Source organism: Pseudomonas sp. KK4 (assembly GCF_001984065.1).
Classification (GTDB): domain Bacteria; phylum Pseudomonadota; class Gammaproteobacteria; order Pseudomonadales; family Pseudomonadaceae; genus Aquipseudomonas.
Genome location: NZ_LYVP01000069.1, coordinates 1 through 21,351, shown reverse-complemented (window position 1 = coordinate 21,351; position 21,351 = coordinate 1). Strand labels below are relative to the sequence as shown.

Genomic DNA, 21,351 nt, shown 5'->3' with positions numbered 1-21,351 from the left:
TCGCGAGCAAGCCCGCTCCCACATTTGGCCCGGTTCCTCCAGAGGGAATGCGGTCGAATGTGGGAGCGGGCTTGCTCGCGAAGAGGCCGGCCAATGCACCTCAAGGCCAGAATCAATCTCGGTTCGATAATCGCCCAAAACCTTTCAAAGCAGATTGAACCACCTAGTACATTCACATCACCATCGACCTACAAAACCAATAACAACAGGTTCGACACCATGCCCCCGCGCCCCGCCCTGCCGGCTGATCCCCAGGCTCCACCCCATCCCTGTCGATTTTTCCGTCTGCACCTTCCCGGTTGCGGCAGTACCCGTTTCATCCCCAAGAATTAGAGAGACCCGAGCCCATGACGCCTTCCACCGCACAGTATTTCGTTCCCAGCCTGATCGCCCTGGCCCTGGCCGGCGCCACTCAATCCGCCCAGGCCGAAGAGGCAGGTTTTGTCGAGGGCGCCAAGGTCAACCTGAACTTGCGCAACTTCTACATCAACCGCAACTTCACCAACCCGACCAAGGCCCAGGGCAAGGCTGAGGAGTGGACGCAGAACTTCATCCTCGATGCCAAATCCGGGTTCACCCAGGGCACCGTCGGCTTCGGCCTGGATGTGTTGGGGCTGTACTCGCAGAAACTCGATGGCGGCAAAGGCACCGGCGGCACCCAATTGCTGCCGCTGGACAGCGACGGTCGCCCGGCGGACAACTTCGGCCGCACCAACGTGGCGTTCAAGGCCAAGCTGTCGCAGACCGAAGTGAAGGTCGGCGAATGGATGCCGGTGCTGCCGATCCTGCGTTCGGACGACGGTCGCTCCCTGCCGCAAACCTTCCGTGGCGGGCAGATCACTTCCCGGGAAATCACCGGCCTGACGCTCTACGGCGGCCAGTTCCGCCAAAACAGCCCGCGGGACGACAGCAGCATGGACGACATGTCGATGACCGGCAAAGCGGCGTTCACCTCCGACCGTTTCAACTTCCAGGGCGGCGAGTACCTGTTCAATGACAAGCGCACACAGATCGGCCTGTGGAATGCTGAACTCAAGGACATCTACAGCCAGCAGTTCATCAACCTGACCCACAGCCAACCCATCGGCGACTGGACCTTGGGCGCCAACCTCGGTTTCTTTTACGGCAAGGACGACGGCAGCGCCCGCGCCGGGGATCTGGACAACAAGACGATGTATGGCCTGTTTTCGGCCAAGTATGGCGGCAACACCTTTTATGTCGGCCTGCAGAAACTCACCGGCGACAGCCCATGGATGCGGGTCAACGGCACCAGTGGCGGCACCTTGGCCAACGACAGCTACAACTCCAGCTACGACAACGCCCGGGAAAAATCCTGGCAGGTGCGCCATGACTACAACTTCGTCGCCCTCGGCGTGCCGGGGCTGACCCTGATGAACCGCTACATCAGCGGCGACAACGTGCACACCGGCAGCATCACCGACGGCAAGGAATGGGGCCGTGAAAGTGAACTGGGCTACACCGTGCAGAGCGGCGCGCTCAAAGACCTGAACCTCAAATGGCGCAACTCGACCATGCGCCGCGACTACAGCAACAACGAGTTCGACGAGAACCGCCTGATCGTCAGCTATCCGATCAGCTTGTTGTAAGGCATCACGAGCAGGCTGGCACAGGTAATCTGCATACCGATGAAAAATGTGGGAGCGGGCTTGCTCGCGAAGAGGGTGTGTCAGTCGATGAAGATGTCGCCTGAGGCTCCGCTTTCGCGAGCAAGCCCGCTCCCACAGTGATTGATGTCGTACACAGAACCCTGTGGGAGCTCGCGATGGCGTCAGCTCAGGCGCCAAAAATCAACAGGATTACTCCCGCGATTCAATCCCCAACTCATCCCACACCGATTCGGCCAGGTGGAACGTGGCGTTGGCTGCCGGGATGCCGCAATAGATCGCGCTCTGCATGATCACTTCCTTGATCTCGCTGCGGCTCACGCCGTTGTTGGCGGCGGCGCGCAGGTGCAGTTTGAGTTCGCCTTCGCGGTTCATGCCGATCAGCATGGCGATGGTGATCAGGCTGCGGGTGTGGCGCGGCAGGCCCGGGCGGGTCCAGATGTCGCCCCAGGCGTGACGGGTGATCATCTCCTGGAACTCGGAGTTGAACTCGGTCAGGGTGCTCAGGCTGCGGTCGACGTGGGCATCGCTCAATACCGCGCGGCGCACCTTCAGGCCTTCTTCATAACGTTGTTTCTCGTCCACGGACTTCCCCTCAGCGAGCGTTCAAAAATGCCAGCACACGGTCGCTGAAAGCAGCGCCGGCCTGAACGTTGGACAGGTGCGCGGCATAGAATTCGGCGTACTCGGCGCCCGCCACATGCTCGACGATGAAGTGCCCGCCCGACGGCGGCGTGACCGCGTCTTCGGTGCCGGCAATCACCAGCAGCGGTGCCTTGATCGAGGACAGTTGATCGCGGAAGTCGGCATCGCGCACCGCCGCGCAATTGGCCGCGTAGCCTTCAGGCGAAGTGGCCGCCAGCATGTCGGTAATCCGCTTGGCCGCTGCCGGGTTGGCCGCGGAAAAATCCGGGGTGAACCAGCGCGCAATCGACGCATCACGCAGCGCCACCATGGCGGCCTTGCCGTCACGCAGCACGGTTTCGATACGCGGGTTCCACACCGATGGATCGGCGATTTTCGCTGCGGTGTTGCACACGATCAGCTTGTTCAAACGCTCGCCGGCGTTGACGCCCAGCCATTGGCCGATCAAACCGCCCATGGACAGCCCGCAGAAATGCGCGCGCTCGATGTGCAGGGCATCCAGCAGCGCCAACACATCGCGACCCAGTTGCTCGATGCTGTAAGGGCCAGGCGTCACCAGGGATTTGCCGTGGCCACGGGTATCGAAACGCAACACCCGGAAATGCTCGCTGAAGGCTGCGATCTGCGGGTCCCACATGTGCAGGTCGGTGCCCAGGGAGTTGGACAGCACCAGCACCGGCGCATCCGCCGGGCCATCGAGTTGCGGCCCTTGAATTTGGTAGTGCAGTTCGCCATCGGCGAGTTGAACGAAAGCCACAGCAGTCTCCTTCAGGCAGTCAATGCAGAGTGTTCAGCCACCGCCCGCTCGACCCAGGTACGGGCCTGGCCGAGGTAGTGGGCGGGGTCCAGCAGTTGATCGAGTTCTTGCGCCGACAGCTCGGCGGTCACTTGCGGCTCGTCGCCGAGCACGGCGCGCAGATGGCGCTGTTCGGCCACGGCGCGTTTGCAGCACTGTTCCAACAGATGATGCGCGGTGTCGCGCCCTACCCGCTGCGCCAGCACGATGCTCACCGCTTCAGCCAGCACCAGGCCCTGGGTCAAATCCAGATTGCGCGCCATGCGTTCGGCGTCCACCTCCAGTCCGCCCGCCACCAACAAGGCTTGCTTGAGGCTGCCGGACACCAGGCAGCAGATCTCCGGCAGGGTTTCCCACTCGGCGTGCCACAGGCCCAGGCTGCGCTCGTGTTCCTGGGGCATGGCGCTGAACAGGGTCGAGAGCAGGCCCGGTACACGGGTCGCCGCGCCGATCAACACCGCCGCGCCCACCGGGTTGCGCTTGTGCGGCATGGTCGAGGAGCCGCCCTTGCCCGGTGCCGATGGCTCGAACACCTCCCCGGCCTCGGTCTGCATCAACAAACTGATGTCGCGCCCCAGTTTGCCAAGGCTGCCGGCGATCAAACCCAGCACTGAACCGAACTCCACCAGACGATCACGCTGGGTGTGCCACGGCTGGTCCGGCAGGCTCAGGTGCAGCTCTTCGGCCAGCGCCTGGGCAATCGGCATTGCCTTGTCGCCGAGGGCCGCGAGGGTGCCGGACGCACCACCGAACTGCAGCACCAGCAGACGCGGCTTGAGTTCCTGCAGACGCTGACGGCTGCGGGTCACGGCCCCCAGCCATCCGGCGATCTTCATGCCGAGGGTGACCGGTGTCGCGTGTTGCAGCCAGGTGCGCCCGGCCAGCGGTGTGGCGACATAACGTTGGGCCTGGGCCGCGAGGGTTTGCCCCAGTTGCGCCAGGTCGCTGTCGATCAGTTCAAGTGCCTGACGCAGTTGCAGCACCAGACCGCTGTCCATCACGTCCTGGCTGGTGGCGCCAAGGTGCACGTAGCGCTCGGCTTGCGCATCGTTCGCCGCGATCTGCTTGCCCAACGCCTTGACCAGCGGGATCGCCGAGTTACCGGCGGTGGCAATCGCTTCGCCAAGGGCGGCAAAGTCGAAATGCCCGGCCTGGCACGCGGCCTCGATCGAGGCCACGGCACTTTGGGGAATCAAACCGACCCGCGCTTCGGCCCGGGCCAGCGCCGCTTCGAAATCGAGCATGGCCTGGACGCGGCCCTGATCGCAGAACACCTCACGCATATCACGGGCAGTGAAATAGGCATCGAACAATTGATTGCCCGGTCGCTGGTTCATAAACAGTTCCTGGAAGCGCGGGCCTGTGCGGCCCGCGTAAAGATCAAAGGTCGTGGTGCAAGTATGCGGCCTGTTTCGGCAGGCGCAGGCTGAACAGGAACGCGATGGCCATCATCACCGTCACGTACCAGTAGAAGGAGTTTTCCATGCCCACGTTCTTCAGGCTCAAGGCCACGAATTCCGCCGAACCGCCGAAGATCGCGTTCGCCACCGCATACGCCAGGCCCACGCCCAGTGCGCGCACTTGCGGCGGGAACATCTCAGCTTTTACCAGACCGCTGATCGAGGTGTAGAAACTGACGATCGCCAGGGCCAGGGTGATCAGCACAAAGGCCAGGAACGGACTGCCGACGGTTTTCAGGCTCAACAGGATCGGCACGGTGCACAGAGTGCCGAGGGCGCCGAACCAGAGCATCGAGTTGCGACGGCCGATCTTGTCGGCGAGCATGCCGAACAGTGGCTGCATGCACATATAGAGGAACAGCGCGCCGGTCATGATGTAGCTGGCGGTCTTGGCGTGCATGCCAGCGGTGTTCACCAGGTACTTCTGCATATAAGTGGTGAAGGTGTAGAAAATCAGCGACCCACCCGCGGTGTAACCCAACACGGTGATGAACGCGGCCTTGTGGTCGCGGAACAGTGCGCGGATGCTGCCGGCGTCCTTGTCTTCACGCATCTCCTTGCTGGTGGTTTCTTTGAGCGTGCGACGCAGGAACAACGAAATCAGCGCCGCCACCGCACCGACCACGAACGGAATCCGCCAGCCGTAGGCCCGCAGGTCATCCTCGGTGAGGAACTGCTGCAGGATCACCACCAGCGACACCGCCAGCAGTTGCCCGCCGATCAACGTCACGTACTGGAACGAGGCGAAGAAACCGCGCTGGCCCTTGAGGGCGATTTCACTCATGTAAGTGGCGGTGGTGCCGTATTCGCCACCCACCGACAAGCCCTGAAGCAGGCGAGCGAACAGCAGCAGGATCGGCGCCCAGACCCCGATGCTGGCGTAGGTCGGCAGGCAGGCAATCAGCAGCGAGCCGAAACACATCATCAGAATCGAGATCAACATCGAATTCTTGCGCCCGTGCTTGTCCGCGACACGGCCGAAGATCCAGCCGCCAATCGGTCGCATCAGGAAGCCGGCGGCAAATACGCCCGCGGTGTTGACCAACTGCACCGTGGGGTTGTCGGACGGGAAAAAGGCCGGCGCGAAATAGATGGCGCAGAAGGCATACACATAGAAGTCGAACCATTCGACCAGGTTGCCGGACGAAGCGCCGACGATGGCGAAGATCCGCTTGCTGCGCTCTTCACCGGTATACAGCGGTTGTGTCGCGGTGTTGGTTGTCATTGTTTTTCACTCAATGGGGACAGTGACAGTCTAGACATACTTTGCAACAGCCCCGTTCAACAGATGTATCAGCAATACGATTTCCCTTTGTGGGAGCGGCGGTGCGACGATTCGACTTGCTCGCGAAGGCGGAGTGTCAGGCAACATAGATATTGGCTGACCCACCGCCTTCGCGAGCAAGCCCGCTCCCACATCGGGTGATGTGGCGCGGTCCGTCAGACGCGTTCGATCGCCAGGGCCAGGCCCTGGCCCACACCGACGCACATGGTCGCCAGACCTTTCTTGCCACCGGTTTTCTCAAGCTGATGCAGCGCGGTCAGCACCAGGCGTGCGCCGCTCATGCCCAACGGGTGGCCCAGGGCAATGGCGCCGCCGTTCGGGTTGACCTGCGGCGCGTCGTCGGCGATCCCCAGTTCACGCAGCACTGCCAGGCCTTGGCTGGCGAAGGCTTCGTTGAGTTCGATCACGTCGAAATCGCTCACCGCCACGCCCAGGCGCTCGGTCAACTTGCGCACGGCCGGTACCGGGCCGATGCCCATCACGCGCGGTGCGACACCGGCGCTGGCCATGCCCAGCACTTTGGCGCGGGCGGTCAGGCCGTGTTTTTTTACGGCTTCGGCCGAGGCCAGGATCAACGCCGCTGCGCCATCGTTCACGCCCGAAGCGTTGCCGGCAGTGACGGTTTTGTCGGGGCCGTTGACCGGTTTCAACTTGGTCAGGGCTTCCAGGGTGGTGTCGGCGCGAGGGTGTTCGTCCTGGCTGACCACGGTTTCACCCTTCTTGTGGGCAATGCGCACTTCGACGATTTCCTCGGCGAAGAAGCCTGCGGCCTGGGCCACGGCGGTGCGTTGCTGGCTGCGCAGGGCGAAGGCGTCCTGGTCGGCGCGGGACACCTTGTAGTCGTCGGCCACGTTGTCGGCGGTCTGCGGCATGGCATCCACACCGTACTGGGCTTTCATCAAGGGGTTGATGAAGCGCCAGCCAATCGTGGTGTCTTCCAGCTTCATGTTGCGCGAGAACGAGGCGTCAGCCTTGCCCATCACGAACGGCGCGCGGGACATCGACTCGACGCCACCGGCGATCGCCAGCTCCATTTCGCCACTGGCAATGGCGCGGAATGCGGTACCGATCGCGTCCATGCCCGAGGCGCAAAGACGATTGAGGGTCACGCCCGGGATGGTTTCCGGCAGCCCGGCCAGCAGCAGCGCCATGCGCGCCACGTTGCGGTTGTCTTCCCCGGCCTGGTTTGCGCAGCCGAGGAAGACCTCGTCCACCGCGGTCCAGTCCACCGACGGGTTGCGCTCCATCAGCGCCTTGATCGGCACGGCGGCCAGGTCGTCGGCGCGAACCGCCGACAGACCACCGCCGAAACGGCCGATAGGGGTACGAATGGCGTCGCAGATATAAACGTCACGCATCAAGGTTCTCCAGGTGTTTGGCCGTGGGCCGCGGCAGTGCGGGCTTCCAGATCACGTAGCGCGGTCAGCTCGACCTCGGTCGGCTCGGCGCCGACAGTGAAAAAAGGCGCCGATGCGCGGCGCCGGAATGACTGCAGATTAAGCCTCTGAAAGGGGTCAAACAATCCGATAATCGACTGAGCGTTCGAATATCGAACACATTATTGCCCGACTAACAAAAGCCTCGCGGGAGCCTCGCGCCTACAAGCGTCGCTTGAATTTTGTAGGAGCGGGCTTGCCCACGATGAGGCCATCAACCTCACCAAAAAATCTGAAACCTGAAATCAGGTCGCATCCGCATGACTGACCACACCCTTGATCACCACCGCCGCAGTGGCAAGCGCCGCCGGAATCACCAGCGCCGTCAGGACCTGCTCGAAGTTCCAGCCCAGGCCCAACAGCGTGGCGCCCATCCAGGCGCCAAGGATCGCGCCGAAACGGCCGATACCCAGCATCCACGACACACCGGTCGCCCGCCCCTGGGTCGGGTAAAACCGAGCGGCCAGCGAAGGCATCGCCGACTGCGCACCGTTGATGCACATCCCGGCCACCAGCACCAGGGTCGCCAACAGGGTGATATTGCCCAGGCTCTGCCCTACGGCGTAGGCAAACACCCCGGCCAGCAGGTAGAACGTGCCGATGACCTTGTGCGGATTGAAACGGTCCATGGCCCAGCCTACACCCACCGCGCTCAACACGCCGCCAAACTGGAACAGCGCGCCGATGAACGCCGATTGCTCCATGCTCGCGCCACTGTCGCGCATCAGGGTCGGCAGCCAACTGGTCAGCAGGTACACAATCACCAGGCCCATGAAGTAGGTCAGCCACAGCAGCAGGGTGCCGACGCTGTAGGTCCCGGAAAACACTACTGCAAACACGTTGCGTGCCTTGACGATGTTCTGTTCCGGCACGCTGAAGCTTGCAGCCTGGGCGACTACAGTCGGATCGATGGGCGCCAGGGTCTTGCGCACTTTGTCGGTGCCACGATTGCGCACCACCAGAAAGCGCGCCGATTCCGGCAGCCACAGCAGCAAAACCAGGGTCAGGATCAGCGGCAGGATCCCGCCGATCAGCAACAGGCTGTGCCAGCCGAATGCCGGGATCAGCTTGGCCGACAGGAAGCCGCCACCGGCCATGCCGAGGTTGAAACCGCAGAACATGCTGGTGACCAAGAGGGATTTCTTGCGCTCCGGGGTGTATTCCGACAGCAGCGTGGTGGCGTTCGGCATCCCCGCCCCCAGCCCCAGGCCGGTCAGAAAGCGCAGTACCAGCAACTGGTCAACGTTGGTGCTGTAGGCCGAAGCCAGGCTGAAAGCACCGAACAGAAAAACCGCACCGACCAGTACGACTTTTCGCCCGAAGCGGTCGGCCAATGGGCCCGAGCCCAGTGCGCCGAACACCATGCCGATCAGCGCCGCACTCATCACCGGGCCCAGGCTGGCGCGGTCGATGCCCCAGTCCTGGGACAGGGCCGGCGCGATGAAGCCCATGGCCGCGGTGTCGAGGCCATCGAGAAAGACAATCAGGAAACACAGGATCACGACGCGCCATTGATAACGCGAAATGGGTTGGGCATTGATGAAGGACTGCACGTCGAGGCAGTTTCCTACAGCGGACTGAGGCTTGTTCATTATTTTTATTCCACGCGGTCGAACAGGTGCCAGCCAACGCTGGCGCAGCCGCGACAGTAATGATCCGCAGGAAACAGCGTCAATTCACTGCGAGCGACTCCGGGCGATTATCGAACAGCTTAGGCAAACAGCTGGGCGCTGAGGTCACGGCTGGCGCTCAACAGGCCCGGAAGAAAGCGCTGCTCCAGCTCATTGCGACTGACTCGCCCGGCGTGGGTGCTGATGTTCAGGGCAGCCACCACTTGGCCGGAAGCATCGTAGACCGGCACGGCAATTGAACGCAGGCCCTGCTCCAGTTCCTGATCGACGATGCACCAGCCTTGTTGTCGCACTTGCTGCAAACACTCGAGCAACGCCTGCGCGGTGTGGATCGTGCGGCTGGTCTTGGCCTGCAGGTCGGCGTGATCGAGGTACTCGTGCAGCGAGGAGTCATCCAGGGCGGCCAACAGGATCCGGCCCATGGAGGTGCAATAGGCCGGCAGGCGCCCGCCCACCGACAGATCCACGGAAATCAGGCGCTGGGTGGTGGCCGAACGGGCGATGTACAAAATGTCGTCACCTTCCAGGGTGGCCATGTTGCAGGCCTCATGCAGTTGCTCGCTCATGCGGTCCAGGTAAGGCTGGGCCGACACCGCCAGCGGGGTGGAGGACACATAGGCATGGCCGAGGGTCAGCACTTTGGGCAGCAGTGAATAGGTGCGCCCGTCAGTGGTGGCGTAGCCGAGCTTGATCAGGGTGTGCAGGCAACGCCGGACGGCGGCGCGGGGAATTTCCGTGCGGTGGCTGATCTGGGCGATGGTCAGATGCCGCTTGCGCTCCTGGAACGCTTGCACAACCGCCAGCCCGCGGGCCAGGGACGTCATGAAGTCCGGGTCGCCGGTCAGGGCCTGGATACGCTTGGCGGGCGAAGCCACGATGGGCGGCGCCACGGAAGCGAAGGAAGTGCGCAGTTGATCATTCATTTGAGATTTTTCCCTACACGGAGCAGCGGCTATTACAAGCGCCCTGCCCAGGACAAACAAGCCCGGGGAGGCAACATTGGGCGATTATCGAACCGCCGACCGATAATCGCAACCGTGCATTTGAACCACCTACCGGCCACCCGCCCTTCCCTTCTTTATATGTAATCGCACAGCCCCCATGTTGATTTAAGCTGGATGTAGTTGCGCAAGTTGTTCGACTTAATGGCGCCAGAAAGGCAGCGTTGCACAATGACACCGATCAATGCGCTAGTTGGCCGTCAACTTTATGGGTAACAAAACAATCACACGGTAATATTCACTTTTAACTGTTTGCCGATAGTGTTCTGTGAATCGCTCGCTATAATACAAATCAGTAGCCAGGCGCATTTTCAATCGCCGATGCCGCTACCCGGCAGTGCGATATTGCGTCGCCGCTGCCTCCGGCAAGCGTCCGACGCCGACTGCATTCGCATCGCCAACGGGCTCGCCGAAACAGGAATCTGATGCTACGTCAGCTATTTATCTCTGGTGCCGTGGCCGCCTGCAACAAGGACGTATTGATCGCCCTGCCGTTAACGATGCCTTCCGGGGCTTCGTCCTTTCGACGAATGTGATCTCTACATTGAACGCAGCGCGTTTCACCAGAATTCATCTCAACATAATCAGGTAGCACTGTGACGAAAGACGAACTGCGCGCGGAACTTGAGCGCCAGGAACAACGTTACAAGGAAGTTTACGGCGGGGAAGTCACCACCTACGCCGCCCAGCCCGAACCGGAACGCAAACCCTGGCGTAAACGCGCCACCGTTCAGGATCAGGTTTTCAAGCAAGAACTGGAAAAAATGGAAAAGGAACTCAAAACCGAAGAGCCATGACGGTGTCGGTTTGAATTCTTTACAGGGTCTGTGCTTACACCCGTTAAAAGCGGGAAGTATCGATGTTGCCTATTGCGCCCGCCAAGAGTGGGCAGCGGCTACCTTGCCGATCTGACAGGGTACGAGGCTCATATCTGACCCTCCTTTCAGAAATTTCACACAGGCGTTTCCGCTGCCCCAACCAGCAGGGAAAACCCTTGTGGCATCTGCGTTTCCAAGGAAATTCAATGACTTGCAAACCCCGCCCACGCCTCGGAATTGCGCATCAATTTACAAAATAATTCGTTGAAGAATGTTACCGATGAGCAGCTAGTGCATCGATTCACCGTCTTTTCTGGCATAATCGCGCCCCCTTATGACCGGGTCAGAAAACCTTCATGATCGATTTATTCAGCGGACTGGATGCTTGGGTGCTTGTGAGCCTCTTGCTCGCCCTGGCTTTTGTCCTCGCCTTCGAGTTCATCAATGGATTTCATGACACCGCTAACGCGGTAGCCACTGTTATCTACACCAAAGCGATGCCGCCCCATCTGGCGGTGTTCTTTTCCGGTGTGTTCAATTTCCTCGGCGTGTTGCTGGGCGGCGTTGGCGTGGCATATGCCATCGTTCACCTGCTGCCGGTAGAGCTGTTGATCAACGTCAATACCGGCCATGGTCTGGCAATGGTCTTCTCGTTGCTTGCCGCAGCCATTACCTGGAACCTGGGCACCTGGTACTTCGGTATCCCCGCTTCCAGCTCCCATACGCTGATCGGTTCGATACTCGGCGTGGGCCTGGCCAACGCCCTGATCAACGATATTCCGCTGGCCGACGGTGTGAACTGGCAGAAAGCGATCGATATCGGCGCGTCTCTGGTGTTCTCGCCCATGGCGGGCTTTCTGATCGCTGCGCTGATCCTGATCGGTCTCAAATGGTGGCGTCCGCTGTCGAAGATGCACAAGACCCCGGAACAGCGCCGCAAAATCGACGACAAGAAGCACCCACCCTTCTGGAACCGCCTGGTCCTGGTGATTTCGGCCATGGCCGTGAGCTTCGTGCACGGTTCCAACGATGGCCAGAAAGGTATTGGCCTGATCATGCTGGTACTGATCGGCATCGTGCCGGCGCAGTTCGTCCTCGACCTGAACAGCTCCACCTACCAGATCGAACGTACTCGCGACGCGACCTTGCACTTGAGCCAGTTCTATCAGCGCAACGCCGACACCCTCGGTGAATTCCTGGCCCTGGGCAAAAGTGTGGAAGGCGACCTGCCGGAGAAATTCCGTTGCAACCCGCAACAGACAGAACCGACCATCGCGGCCCTGCTCGGCACGCTGAAGGGTGTGGCCGATTACCATTCGCTGCCTTCGGAGAGCCGCATCGAGGTACGTCGCTACCTGCTGTGCCTGGACGATACTGCGAAGAAAGTCAGCAAATTGCCAACCCTCGGCGCCCGTGAAAAGGCTGACCTGGACAAGCTGCGCAAGGACCTGACCACCACCACCGAATATGCGCCGTTCTGGGTGATCCTGGCGGTGGCACTGGCCTTGGGCCTGGGTACCATGGTCGGCTGGAAGCGCGTGGTACTGACCATCGGCGAGAAGATCGGCAAGCAGGGCATGACCTACTCCCAGGGTATGTCGGCGCAGATCACTACCGCGAGTCTGATCGGCATGGCCAACATCTTCAGCCTGCCGGTGTCCACCACCCATGTACTGTCCTCGGGCGTGGCCGGGACCATGGTCGCCAACAAAAGCGGCCTGCAAGGCGGCACCGTCCGCACCATCCTGCTGGCCTGGGTCCTGACCCTGCCGGCTACGGTCGCCCTGTCGGCCGGCCTGTTCTGGCTGGCGTCGAAGGCACTGGGCAGCTGATACATCGCTGCAACGAAAAAGGCGCGCTCCGTGAGGATCGCGCCTTTTTCATTACGCCTTGATCGCTCCATCGCCCTGCGAAAACGATCAGGACTGAAAGCGTTTCGCAGGTCAAAAAAAAGGGCAACCGAAGTTGCCCAAAATGCCTTGCGTGCCCATGACATTCACAAAGAACTACTGTTCTTTGCGCTTGTGCGAATCCTTCCAGATGAAAACACCCAGACCTGCGAAAAACATCAGCATGAGGCTGACAGTCAGCACTCCGGCGATCACCACGTTGTCGAAAAACATGACGCCTCTCCTGCGGTTGCCTTGTTGCGATGGAGATACGTTAACCAATCGGGCAGGAGAAAATATTGACCGGGGTCAATGTTTCCTTGAGCCGACATTGAAGGAGGGAGACATGCAGACCTGCATCGAGCGATGCAGGGGTGATCAACGCTTTTTCGGTTTCTTTGGCTTTTTCTTCGCTTTGCCCAACGGCATCGCCTGCTCGAACGCCTGGCGCACTTCATTGAGGCGTTTGTCGTTGAGGTCATGGACACGCTTGGCGCGTTCGGCGTTGAGGTCGATCAGCTTGTCGTCTTGGCTCATGGCGTTCAGTGCATCGCTTGGAATGAATTCAGCTGCCGCGTCATCGGGCAGGATTGCACCAATAATGCGGTCTGGCGACGGCGCTGACCAGATACCGGCTCAAATCTCGATGTCGACCCACAATCCCTGACGCGGCTGGTCTTCCATCAAGGGGGCCACCGGCACCGTATTGTCGGCATTGAGCTCGTCCCCGGGAATCGCCCGGTGCGCCTCGGGATCCTCATCGGCCTCACGGCGCCGTTTTTGCTGCTCCTGCTTGCGTCGTTGCTCTTCGCGCAACAGCAGTACGGCCTCTTCCGGGTCGCGGTTTTTCAGGTCGATGGTGCTGTCGCTGGAGCTCTCCTGCATCGGCACCACAGGTGCGATGTCCGGGCGCGGGCGGATCGGGTCGTGCTGGGAAGTGACAGGCACGGCACTCAGGGGGAGCATCGGTGGCAGCATATTTATCAATCTCCTGTCAGCAGGATGTCGGCGGCGACGGTGACGACTTGAGCCATCGGTCGCAAACTGTGACCCGGTTGGCACTCCAACACCAGGCGCAGGCTACGATTTGTTCAGTCCCTGAAGATCAAAAGATCACCGCTTGGGGTAGGTCCTGCACAGGTAATCCTTTGGTCTGAAGACCCGATTCCGTTAAGATAGCCCGCTTTTTCAAGGTGGGAGTCAGGCAGCATGGCGCAGCAGTATCAACCGGGGCAACGCTGGATCAGTGACAGCGAAGCCGAGCTGGGTTTGGGCACCGTTCTGGCACAGGACGGCCGCTTGTTGACCGTGCTCTACCCGGCCACTGGCGACACCCGCCAGTACGCGCTACGGAATGCGCCCCTCACTCGCGTGCGGTTTTCACCGGGTGACACCATCACTCACTTCGAAGGCTGGAAACTGACCGTGCGCGAAGTCGACGACATGGACGGCCTGCTGGTTTACCACGGCCTCAACGCGCAGAACGAAGTGGTCACCCTGCCGGAAACCCAACTGTCGAACTTCATCCAGTTCCGCCTGGCCAGCGATCGCTTGTTCGCCGGGCAGATCGACCCGCTGCCGTGGTTCTCCCTGCGGTACCACACCCTGGAACACACCAGCCGCCAGTTGCAGTCCTCGCTGTGGGGCCTGGGTGGCGTGCGCGCGCAACCGATCGCGCACCAATTGCACATCGCCCGTGAAGTCGCCGACCGTATTGCACCACGGGTTCTGCTGGCGGACGAAGTGGGCCTGGGTAAAACCATCGAAGCCGGCCTGGTGATCCATCGCCAGCTGCTCTCGGGCCGCGCCAATCGCGTGCTGATCCTGGTTCCGGAAAACCTGCAGCACCAGTGGCTGGTGGAAATGCGTCGTCGCTTCAACCTGCAGGTCGCACTGTTCGACGAAGAACGCTTCATCGAAAGCGATGCCTCCAACCCGTTCGAAGACACCCAACTGGCGCTGGTGGCGCTGGAGTGGCTGGTGGAAGACGAAAAGGCCCAAGACGCGCTGTTCGCCGCCGGCTGGGACTTGCTGGTGGTCGACGAAGCCCACCACCTGGTGTGGCACGAAGATCAGGTCAGCCGCGAGTATTCGCTGGTCGAGCAACTGGCCGAAACCATCCCTGGCGTGTTGCTGCTCACCGCTACCCCGGAACAACTGGGCCAGGACAGCCACTTCGCCCGTCTGCGCCTGCTCGACCCCAACCGTTTCCATGACCTGCAGGCTTTCCGCGCCGAGAGCGAAAACTATCGCCCGGTGGCCGAAGCCGTGCAGGAGTTGCTGGACCAGGGCCGTCTGTCGCCCAAAGCGCACCAGACCATCCACGGCTTCCTCGGCAACGAAGGCGAAGCCTTGCTGACCGCGGTCAACGACGGCGACACCGAAGCCAGCGCCCGCCTGGTGCGCGAACTGCTGGACCGCCATGGCACCGGCCGCGTGCTGTTCCGCAACACCCGCGCCGCCGTGCAGGGTTTCCCGGAGCGCAAACTGCACCCTTACCCGCTGCCGTGCCCGGACGAATACCTGGAACTGCCCCTGGGCGATCACGCCGAGCTGTACCCGGAAGTCAGCTTCCAGGCCCAGCCGGACGTCAACGAAGAAGAGCGTTGGTGGAAATTCGACCCGCGTGTCGAGTGGCTGATCGATCAGCTGAAAATGCTCAAGCGCACCAAAGTGCTGGTGATCTGCGCCCACGCCGAAACCGCCATGGACCTGGAAGACGCTTTGCGCGTGCGTTCCGGCATTCCGGCCACGGTGTTCCACGAGGGCATGAACATCCTCGAGCGTGACCGCGCCGCCGCCTACTTCGCCGACGAAGAGTTTGGCGCGCAAGTGCTGATCTGCTCGGAAATCGGCAGTGAAGGCCGCAACTTCCAGTTCTCCCACCATCTGGTGCTGTTTGATCTGCCATCGCACCCGGACCTGCTGGAACAGCGCATCGGTCGTCTGGACCGGATCGGCCAGAAGCACACCATCGAACTGCACGTGCCATACCTGGAAACCAGCCCGCAAGAGCGTCTGTTCCAGTGGTACCACGAAGCGCTGAACGCGTTCCTCAACACGTGCCCGACCGGCAACGCCCTGCAGCATCAGTTCGGCCCACGCCTGCTGCCGCTGCTGGAAGAAGCCGACGACGGCCAGTGGCAAGCGCTGATCGACGAAGCCCGCACCGAGCGTGAGCGTCTGGAGGCCGAACTGCACACCGGTCGCGACCGCTTACTGGAGCTCAATTCCGGCGGTGCTGGCGAAGGTGAGTCGTTGGTTGAAGCGATTCTCGAACAGGACGACCAGTTCGCCCTGCCGATCTATATGGAAACCCTGTTCGATGCGTTCGGCATCGACAGCGAGGACCATTCGGAAAACGCCCTGATCCTCAAGCCGAGCGAAAAAATGCTCGACGCCAGCTTCCCGCTCGGCGACGACGAGGGCGTGACCATCACCTACGACCGCAACCAGGCGCTGTCCCGTGAAGACATGCAATTCATTACCTGGGAGCACCCGATGGTGCAGGGCGGCATGGACCTGGTGCTGTCCGGCTCCATGGGCAACACCGCCGTGGCGTTGATCAAGAACAAGGCGCTCAAACCTGGCACCGTGTTGCTGGAACTGCTCTATGTCAGTGAAGTGGTTGCCCCGCGCTCGCTGCAACTGGGCCGTTACCTGCCGCCGGCGGCGCTGCGCTGCCTGCTCGATGCCAATGGCAACGATCTGTCGGCCCGCGTGGCGTTCGAGACCCTCAACGATCAGCTCGAAAGCGTGCCGCGCGCCAGCGCCAACAAGTTCATCCAGGCCCAGCGCGATCAACTAACGCCACGGATCAACGCCGGCGAAGACAAGATCTACCCGCGTCACGCCGAACGCGTCGCCGAGGCGCAACGTCGCCTGGCGGCCGATACCGATGAAGAACTGGCGCGTCTGACCGCCTTGCAAGCGGTCAACCCGACCGTACGCGACAGCGAACTGGTCGCCCTGCGCAAACAACGCGAGCAAGGCTTGGCCATGCTCGACAAGGCGGCGTTGCGCCTGGAAGCGATCCGGGTGCTGGTGGCGGGTTAACCCCCCCTGCTCAACCGGTAAAAAAGAAGGCCCGCAGCGATGCGGGCCTTTTTATGGGTCAAATTTTGCGGTGCTAGTGATGGCCTCTTCGCGAGCAAGCCCGCTCCCACATTTGGAATGCATTTTCCCTGTGGGAGCGGGCTTGCTCGCGAAGGCGATCAGGCAGCCACCACGGAACCCCCTGGCTCAACCACGCCAGCCAACCCATCCTTCATCCGCTGCGCATCCCGCACAAAGCACCGCGAAGCCAACACCAGAAACACCATGGTGAAAAACAGCGCCACCGGAATCAGGTACATCGCATCGTGCAGCCCGACGGCCTTGAACGCTTCGGTCATCTGCTCGGCGCCGGCCGCCAGCATCGCTGTGTGGGCAAAATGGTCGGACAGGGCCCCCACCACCACCGGCCCCAGGCCGCCACCCAACAGATACAGCCCGGCAAAGAACAACGCCATGGCCGTGGCCCGCAGGCGCGGTTCCACCACGTCCTGGATCGCCGTATAGACACAGGTGTAGAAGTTGTAGGCAAACAGCCACCCCACACTGAACACCGCCACGAACACGCCGATTTCGATGCGCCCCGAATGCAGCGCCCACGCCGTGCACACCGTAGAAATGATCAAACTGAACGCCGCAAACAGCAGGCGACCATTGGCCACGCGCTGATGGATCTTGTCCGCCACCCAGCCGCCCAGAGTCAGCCCCACCAGCCCGGTCACACCAACGATAATCCCGGTCGCCACCGCCGCTTCCTGCAATGGCATCAGGAAATACCGCTGCAGCATCGGCACCAGGAAGGAGTTGCAGGCATAGGTGGCGAAGTTGAAACACAGCCCGGCCAGAACCAGCCACAGGAAGGTCGGCACCGCCAGCACACGACGGATCGGCCGGTCGACCTTCTCCTGGGACACCTGCACGCTTTCGGCGGCGCCGCGCTTGGGTTCCTTGATGTAGAACATGAAGATCGCCAGGATCAGCCCTGGCACGGCGGCGATGAAGAACGGCGCTCGCCAGCTGTCGAAGGCCTTGACCATCGCCCCGATGGTGAAAAAGGCCAGCAGCAGCCCCAGGGGCAAGCCGAGCATGAAAATCCCCATGGCCCGCGCCCGGCGATGCGCCGGAAACAAATCCCCGATCAATGAGTTGGCCGCCGGCGCATAACTGGCCTCACCGATGCCAATGCCCATGCGCACGATCAGGAAGCTCCAGAAACTGCCAACCATGCCGTTGACCGCCGTCAGTCCGCTCCACACCGCCAGCCCCCAGCCCATCAGTTTGCTGCGCGAGCCGGTATCGGCCATCCGCCCCAGGGGCAGGCCTGCAATGGCATAGACGATAGTGAAAGCGGTGCCGATGATCCCCAACTGGAAGTCGCTCAGGTGCCATTCCATGCGGATCGGTTCGATGATGATGGCCGGGATGGTGCGGTCGAAGAAGTTGAACAGGTTGGCCAGGAACAGCAGGAACAGAATGCGCCAGGCATTCGCCGCTTGGGTCGAGTTCTGCATGGGTCCGTCTCTTTTATTGTTATGGGGCTTCACTGCCAGTGCATCCGAGCCCGGAACCTGCAATCTAGTCAGCCACGCCGATGCTGTCTGTAATCATTCGTAAAGCTGATACCAGCCCATGGCAGCCGCCGCTGCGCATGCAACAACTTATTTCAAAAAGCTCTAAGGTTAATTCCAAAACAGTAGACGCCATTTTGCCACTACGGCTTGCGTTCGCGACCTGGCTTCTATAATCCAAGGAATTCGTCTGCGCTTCTTGCGCCGGCTTGAGGGAACAAGATGGGGCACGCTATGGAGTGGCTGGGTCTGCATTTCATTACTGAGTTGCCAGATGCCGGAAAGGTCATACTCAATTGCGTGCATGATCCTTTCCTGGTGCTGCTGGCTTATCTGGTCGCCTGCGCGGGCAGCTTTGCCACGCTGGACATGGCCGAGCGGGTCGCCCATGCGCAAAAGCCCGCCTCTCGCCGGCTCTGGTGCTGGGTGGGTGCCGGGTGCCTGGCGGGCGGTATCTGGGCCATGCACTTCATCGGCATGCTGGCATTCGAAGCGCCGATCAGTGTGCATTACCAACTACCGGTCACCTTCGCCTCACTGTTGATCGCCCTGCTCGCCTCATGGCTGGCGATGCAAACGCTAAGCCGCCCTGCCCTGAACATCTGGCAATGCCTGCTGGCGTCAATCTGGGTCGGCCTGGGCATCGCTACCATGCATTACGTCGGCATGTCCGCCCTGCACTCCCAGGCGACGGTCTACTACCAACCGACCCTGTTCGCCCTTTCTATTGTGATTGCCATCGTCGCCAGCCTCGCGGCATTGCTGTTGTCCCGTTACCTGCGCAACGGCAGCGGCATGTTCCATCAATTGCTCAAGTATGGTGCCAGCCTGATCCTCGGCACCGGCATCATCAGCATGCACTTTACCGGCATGGCAGCGTTCAACCTGATGTTGCCTGCCGGCAGCGTCCTGACTCAGCCGGGGGAAAACAATCACCTGCAACTGGGCCTGACCGTGGCGATCATGACACTGCTGATCATCGGCAGCAGCATCAGCGCGGCGCTGGCGGACAAGAAGCTGCAACACAAGGAGCAGGACCTGCAACGGGTCAACTCACTGCTCACCCAGCTGGATCAGGCCCGGGTGTCGCTGCAACAGGTGGCGCATTTCGATCCATTGACCAACCTGGTCAACCGACGCGGGTTCAACCAGTTGTTTGCCGAAAAGCTCATCGAGAAAACCCACACCGGCGGCATGCTGGCCGTGCTGTTTCTCGATATCGATCATTTCAAGCGCATCAACGACAGCCTCGGCCACGACGCTGGAGACGAACTGCTCAAGGTGCTCGCCAGCCATATCAAAGGCTCGGTGCGCAGCCATGAAGACGTGGTGGCGCGTTTCGGTGGCGACGAGTTCTGCATGCTGATCAATTTGCATGACCGCGAAGAAGCCCGACACATGGCCCAGCGCATCATGCTGAAAATGAAGGAGCCGATCGAGCTGGCCGGACGGCGCATGGTCATGACCACCAGTATCGGCATCAGCCTGTTTCCCGAAGACGGCAAGACCTGTGACGAGCTGTTGAAAAACGCCGACCTGGCCCTGTATCAGTCCAAGGGCAGCGGTCGCAACGGTCTGAATTTTTTCAGCGCCAACCTCAAGGCTCGTGCCACCCTGGAGCTGCAACTGGAGGAAGAACTGCGCCACGCCCTGCGCGAAGACACGGGCCTGATGCTTCATTATCAGCCCATCTACGACCTGAAAACCGGTCAGGTCAGCAAGCTCGAAGCCTTGATTCGCTGGCAACATCCGGTTCACGGCTTGCTCGCACCGGATCGCTTCATCGCCCTCGCCGAAACCAATGGGCTGATTACCGAGCTGGATAACTGGGTACTGCGCAAGGCGTGTGAAGACCTCGGGGAACTGTCCCTTCAAGGTTGTGAAGCGCTGAGGATCGCCGTGAACTGCTCGCCGCTGAGCCTGGCGCGCGAAGAGCTGGCCGGTCAGATCGAGCACGCACTGCGCAGCGCTGGCGTTGCGCCGCAACGGCTGGAACTGGAAGTGACCGAGAACGCCCTGATGGGCAACATCGCCGACACTCTGGTTTTGCTCAAGCAGATCCGCGCGCTGGGCGTGTCTCTGTCGATCGACGACTTCGGCACCGGCTATTCATCCCTGGCGTACCTCAAGCGCCTGCCGCTCAACACCTTGAAGATCGATCGGTCGTTCATTCAGGAAATACCCAAGTCGACCCAGGACATGGAAATCGTCCAGGCCATTATTGCCATGGCCCACACCCTGCACCTGGAGGTGGTCACCGAAGGCGTCGAAACCTTCGAGCAGTACCAGTTCCTGGAACGCCATGGCTGCGATTTCGTTCAGGGCTACTTGCTCAGCCGCCCCGTGCCGCTGGCCGACCTGCGTCCGGTACTGAACGAAATCAACCAGCGCAACCACTCATACCCCCTTACTTCGTTGAGTCTGGTTCACGGTACATCTGCACTAATGTAGAAGGGTCTTTTTCCAGGAATCCCTGCCCGCCATGCAGCCGCATCAGTTGCGCCGCCAGGCCGCTGATGGGCGTCGCCGAACCCTGCTCACGGGAAAACTTCACCGCTGTATCCAAGTCTTTGAGCAAGGTCCGCACATGCCATTTCACCGGTTCGAAACGGCTTTCGGCCATCTGAGGCCCAAGGATCTGCAAGGGTTTTGAATCGGCGAAGCCACCGGCCAGCGCTTCGGCGAGCAGGCTGGCCTGGACGCCGGATCGCTCGGCCAGCGCCACCACTTCGGCAATCACCAGCGCATTGCATGCCACGATCATCTGATTGCAGGCCTTGGTCACCTGCCCCGCCCCGACCGCGCCCATGTGCGTCACGCGCTGGCCGAGGCGCATCAGCACAGGCAGGATGCGCTGCAGATCAGCCGCCTCGCCGCCAACCATGATCGCCAGGCTGCCGGCTTCTGCGCCCACCACGCCACCGGACACCGGCGCATCGAGCCAGGCCATGCCGGTTGTGCTCTGCAGTTGTGCGGCCATCTCCCGCGTGGCGGTCGGCTCAAGGCTGGAAAAGTCCACCAGCAACTGGCCACCCTTCGCCCCCTCGGCCACACCGGCAGCGCCGAACACCACTTCGCGCACCACCGAAGTGTCCGCCAGGCACAACATCACGACCTCGGCGTGCTGGCACAGTTCGGCGGGCG

Annotated in this window: 17 protein-coding genes and 1 pseudogene; 5 read left to right on the top strand and 13 right to left on the bottom strand. The window is 61.3% G+C overall.

The window, feature by feature from the left end:
• Nucleotides 1-347: 347 nt before the first annotated feature.
• Nucleotides 348-1,607: an OprD family porin gene (locus B0W55_RS20415; RefSeq protein WP_077047725.1), complete on the top strand. Its 1,260-nt coding sequence runs from the start codon at nucleotides 348-350 to the stop codon at nucleotides 1,605-1,607.
• A gap of 210 nt (nucleotides 1,608-1,817) precedes the next feature.
• On the opposite strand, the gene pcaC is transcribed toward B0W55_RS20415, so the two are convergent.
• The 8 genes and pseudogenes from pcaC to pcaR form a co-directional block, all read right to left on the bottom strand.
• A complete protein-coding gene (gene pcaC / locus B0W55_RS20410) occupies nucleotides 1,818-2,210 on the bottom strand; it encodes a 4-carboxymuconolactone decarboxylase (protein ID WP_077047724.1) in 393 nt (130 codons plus the stop codon).
• Nucleotides 2,211-2,220: 10 nt separating this feature from the next.
• Nucleotides 2,221-3,027 (bottom strand): 3-oxoadipate enol-lactonase, encoded by an 807-nt coding sequence (gene pcaD, locus B0W55_RS20405; RefSeq protein WP_077047723.1) that lies wholly within the window; start codon nucleotides 3,025-3,027, stop codon nucleotides 2,221-2,223.
• A gap of 11 nt (nucleotides 3,028-3,038) precedes the next feature.
• The gene (locus tag B0W55_RS20400; RefSeq protein ID WP_077047722.1) at nucleotides 3,039-4,403 is read right to left on the bottom strand and encodes a 3-carboxy-cis,cis-muconate cycloisomerase; all 1,365 of its coding nucleotides are present in this window, start codon (nucleotides 4,401-4,403) and stop codon (nucleotides 3,039-3,041) included.
• Nucleotides 4,404-4,446: 43 nt separating this feature from the next.
• Nucleotides 4,447-5,751 carry an MFS family transporter gene (locus tag B0W55_RS20395; RefSeq protein WP_077047721.1) on the bottom strand — a complete coding sequence of 435 codons (1,305 nt, stop codon included), beginning with the start codon at nucleotides 5,749-5,751 and terminating at the stop codon, nucleotides 4,447-4,449.
• Between the two features lie 215 nt (nucleotides 5,752-5,966).
• On the bottom strand, nucleotides 5,967-7,172 hold the full coding sequence (gene pcaF, locus B0W55_RS20390; protein ID WP_175645531.1) for a 3-oxoadipyl-CoA thiolase: 1,206 nt from the start codon (nucleotides 7,170-7,172) through the stop codon (nucleotides 5,967-5,969).
• Nucleotides 7,169-7,252, bottom strand: a pseudogene (locus B0W55_RS30245) (CoA-transferase subunit beta); the annotation flags it as partial. The gene pcaF and the pseudogene B0W55_RS30245, both read right to left, overlap by 4 nt.
• Nucleotides 7,253-7,492: 240 nt before the next feature.
• Entirely contained in the window at nucleotides 7,493-8,839 is a 1,347-nt protein-coding gene (locus tag B0W55_RS20385; RefSeq protein WP_077047719.1) for an MFS transporter, read from the bottom strand.
• A 119-nt stretch (nucleotides 8,840-8,958) separates the two neighbouring features.
• Nucleotides 8,959-9,801: a pca regulon transcriptional regulator PcaR gene (gene pcaR / locus B0W55_RS20380; RefSeq protein ID WP_077047718.1), complete on the bottom strand. Its 843-nt coding sequence runs from the start codon at nucleotides 9,799-9,801 to the stop codon at nucleotides 8,959-8,961.
• 674 nt (nucleotides 9,802-10,475) lie between these two features.
• On the opposite strand from pcaR, the gene B0W55_RS20375 reads away from it, so the two are divergent.
• Nucleotides 10,476-10,676 (top strand): hypothetical protein, encoded by a 201-nt coding sequence (locus B0W55_RS20375; protein WP_077047717.1) that lies wholly within the window; start codon nucleotides 10,476-10,478, stop codon nucleotides 10,674-10,676.
• A 377-nt stretch (nucleotides 10,677-11,053) separates the two neighbouring features.
• Nucleotides 11,054-12,529, top strand: coding sequence for an inorganic phosphate transporter (locus B0W55_RS20370; protein WP_077047716.1), 1,476 nt, complete (start codon nucleotides 11,054-11,056; stop codon nucleotides 12,527-12,529).
• Between the two features lie 174 nt (nucleotides 12,530-12,703).
• Here the strand turns inward: B0W55_RS20370 and ccoM are convergent, their stop codons facing one another.
• From ccoM to B0W55_RS20365, 3 genes are all read right to left on the bottom strand, one after another.
• Nucleotides 12,704-12,820 (bottom strand): cytochrome c oxidase subunit CcoM, encoded by a 117-nt coding sequence (gene ccoM, locus B0W55_RS31410; protein WP_305882522.1) that lies wholly within the window; start codon nucleotides 12,818-12,820, stop codon nucleotides 12,704-12,706.
• A gap of 144 nt (nucleotides 12,821-12,964) precedes the next feature.
• Complete coding sequence (locus B0W55_RS30835) at nucleotides 12,965-13,123, bottom strand: hypothetical protein (protein WP_175645530.1); 159 nt, start codon at nucleotides 13,121-13,123, stop codon at nucleotides 12,965-12,967.
• A 99-nt stretch (nucleotides 13,124-13,222) separates the two neighbouring features.
• Nucleotides 13,223-13,564, bottom strand: a complete 342-nt coding sequence (locus tag B0W55_RS20365; protein WP_077047715.1) for an aspartate-semialdehyde dehydrogenase — start codon at nucleotides 13,562-13,564, stop codon at nucleotides 13,223-13,225.
• 231 nt (nucleotides 13,565-13,795) lie between these two features.
• On the opposite strand from B0W55_RS20365, the gene rapA reads away from it, so the two are divergent.
• The gene (rapA, locus tag B0W55_RS20360) at nucleotides 13,796-16,642 is read left to right on the top strand and encodes an RNA polymerase-associated protein RapA (protein WP_077047714.1); all 2,847 of its coding nucleotides are present in this window, start codon (nucleotides 13,796-13,798) and stop codon (nucleotides 16,640-16,642) included.
• A gap of 158 nt (nucleotides 16,643-16,800) precedes the next feature.
• On the opposite strand, the gene B0W55_RS20355 is transcribed toward rapA, so the two are convergent.
• Nucleotides 16,801-18,150 (bottom strand): MFS transporter, encoded by a 1,350-nt coding sequence (locus B0W55_RS20355; RefSeq protein WP_077047713.1) that lies wholly within the window; start codon nucleotides 18,148-18,150, stop codon nucleotides 16,801-16,803.
• Between the two features lie 291 nt (nucleotides 18,151-18,441).
• Here B0W55_RS20355 and B0W55_RS20350 point away from each other — a divergent pair, with 291 nt between their 5' ends.
• Nucleotides 18,442-20,658 (top strand): bifunctional diguanylate cyclase/phosphodiesterase, encoded by a 2,217-nt coding sequence (locus B0W55_RS20350; protein ID WP_305882523.1) that lies wholly within the window; start codon nucleotides 18,442-18,444, stop codon nucleotides 20,656-20,658.
• Here the strand turns inward: B0W55_RS20350 and B0W55_RS20345 are convergent.
• The coding region (locus B0W55_RS20345) for an NAD(P)-dependent oxidoreductase (protein ID WP_077047711.1) at nucleotides 20,615-21,351 on the bottom strand (737 nt) is incomplete at its 5' end. The two genes, B0W55_RS20350 and B0W55_RS20345, sit on opposite strands and share 44 nt — an antisense overlap.

What these genes read in the sequence shown, in the direction of transcription:
- pcaR (WP_077047718.1), bottom strand. Translation starts at nt 9,801, where the DNA reads ATGAATGATCAACTGCGCACTTCCTTCGCTTCCGTGGCGCCGCCCATC.
- B0W55_RS20350 (WP_305882523.1), top strand. Translation starts at nt 18,442, where the DNA reads ATGGAGTGGCTGGGTCTGCATTTCATTACTGAGTTGCCAGATGCCGGA.
- B0W55_RS20395 (WP_077047721.1), bottom strand. Translation starts at nt 5,751, where the DNA reads ATGACAACCAACACCGCGACACAACCGCTGTATACCGGTGAAGAGCGC.
- rapA (WP_077047714.1), top strand. Translation starts at nt 13,796, where the DNA reads ATGGCGCAGCAGTATCAACCGGGGCAACGCTGGATCAGTGACAGCGAA.
- B0W55_RS20365 (WP_077047715.1), bottom strand. Translation starts at nt 13,564, where the DNA reads ATGCTGCCACCGATGCTCCCCCTGAGTGCCGTGCCTGTCACTTCCCAG.
- B0W55_RS20370 (WP_077047716.1), top strand. Translation starts at nt 11,054, where the DNA reads ATGATCGATTTATTCAGCGGACTGGATGCTTGGGTGCTTGTGAGCCTC.
- B0W55_RS20385 (WP_077047719.1), bottom strand. Translation starts at nt 8,839, where the DNA reads ATGAACAAGCCTCAGTCCGCTGTAGGAAACTGCCTCGACGTGCAGTCC.
- B0W55_RS20415 (WP_077047725.1), top strand. Translation starts at nt 348, where the DNA reads ATGACGCCTTCCACCGCACAGTATTTCGTTCCCAGCCTGATCGCCCTG.
- B0W55_RS30835 (WP_175645530.1), bottom strand. Translation starts at nt 13,123, where the DNA reads ATGAGCCAAGACGACAAGCTGATCGACCTCAACGCCGAACGCGCCAAG.
- B0W55_RS20400 (WP_077047722.1), bottom strand. Translation starts at nt 4,403, where the DNA reads ATGAACCAGCGACCGGGCAATCAATTGTTCGATGCCTATTTCACTGCC.
- B0W55_RS20355 (WP_077047713.1), bottom strand. Translation starts at nt 18,150, where the DNA reads ATGCAGAACTCGACCCAAGCGGCGAATGCCTGGCGCATTCTGTTCCTG.
- ccoM (WP_305882522.1), bottom strand. Translation starts at nt 12,820, where the DNA reads ATGTTTTTCGACAACGTGGTGATCGCCGGAGTGCTGACTGTCAGCCTC.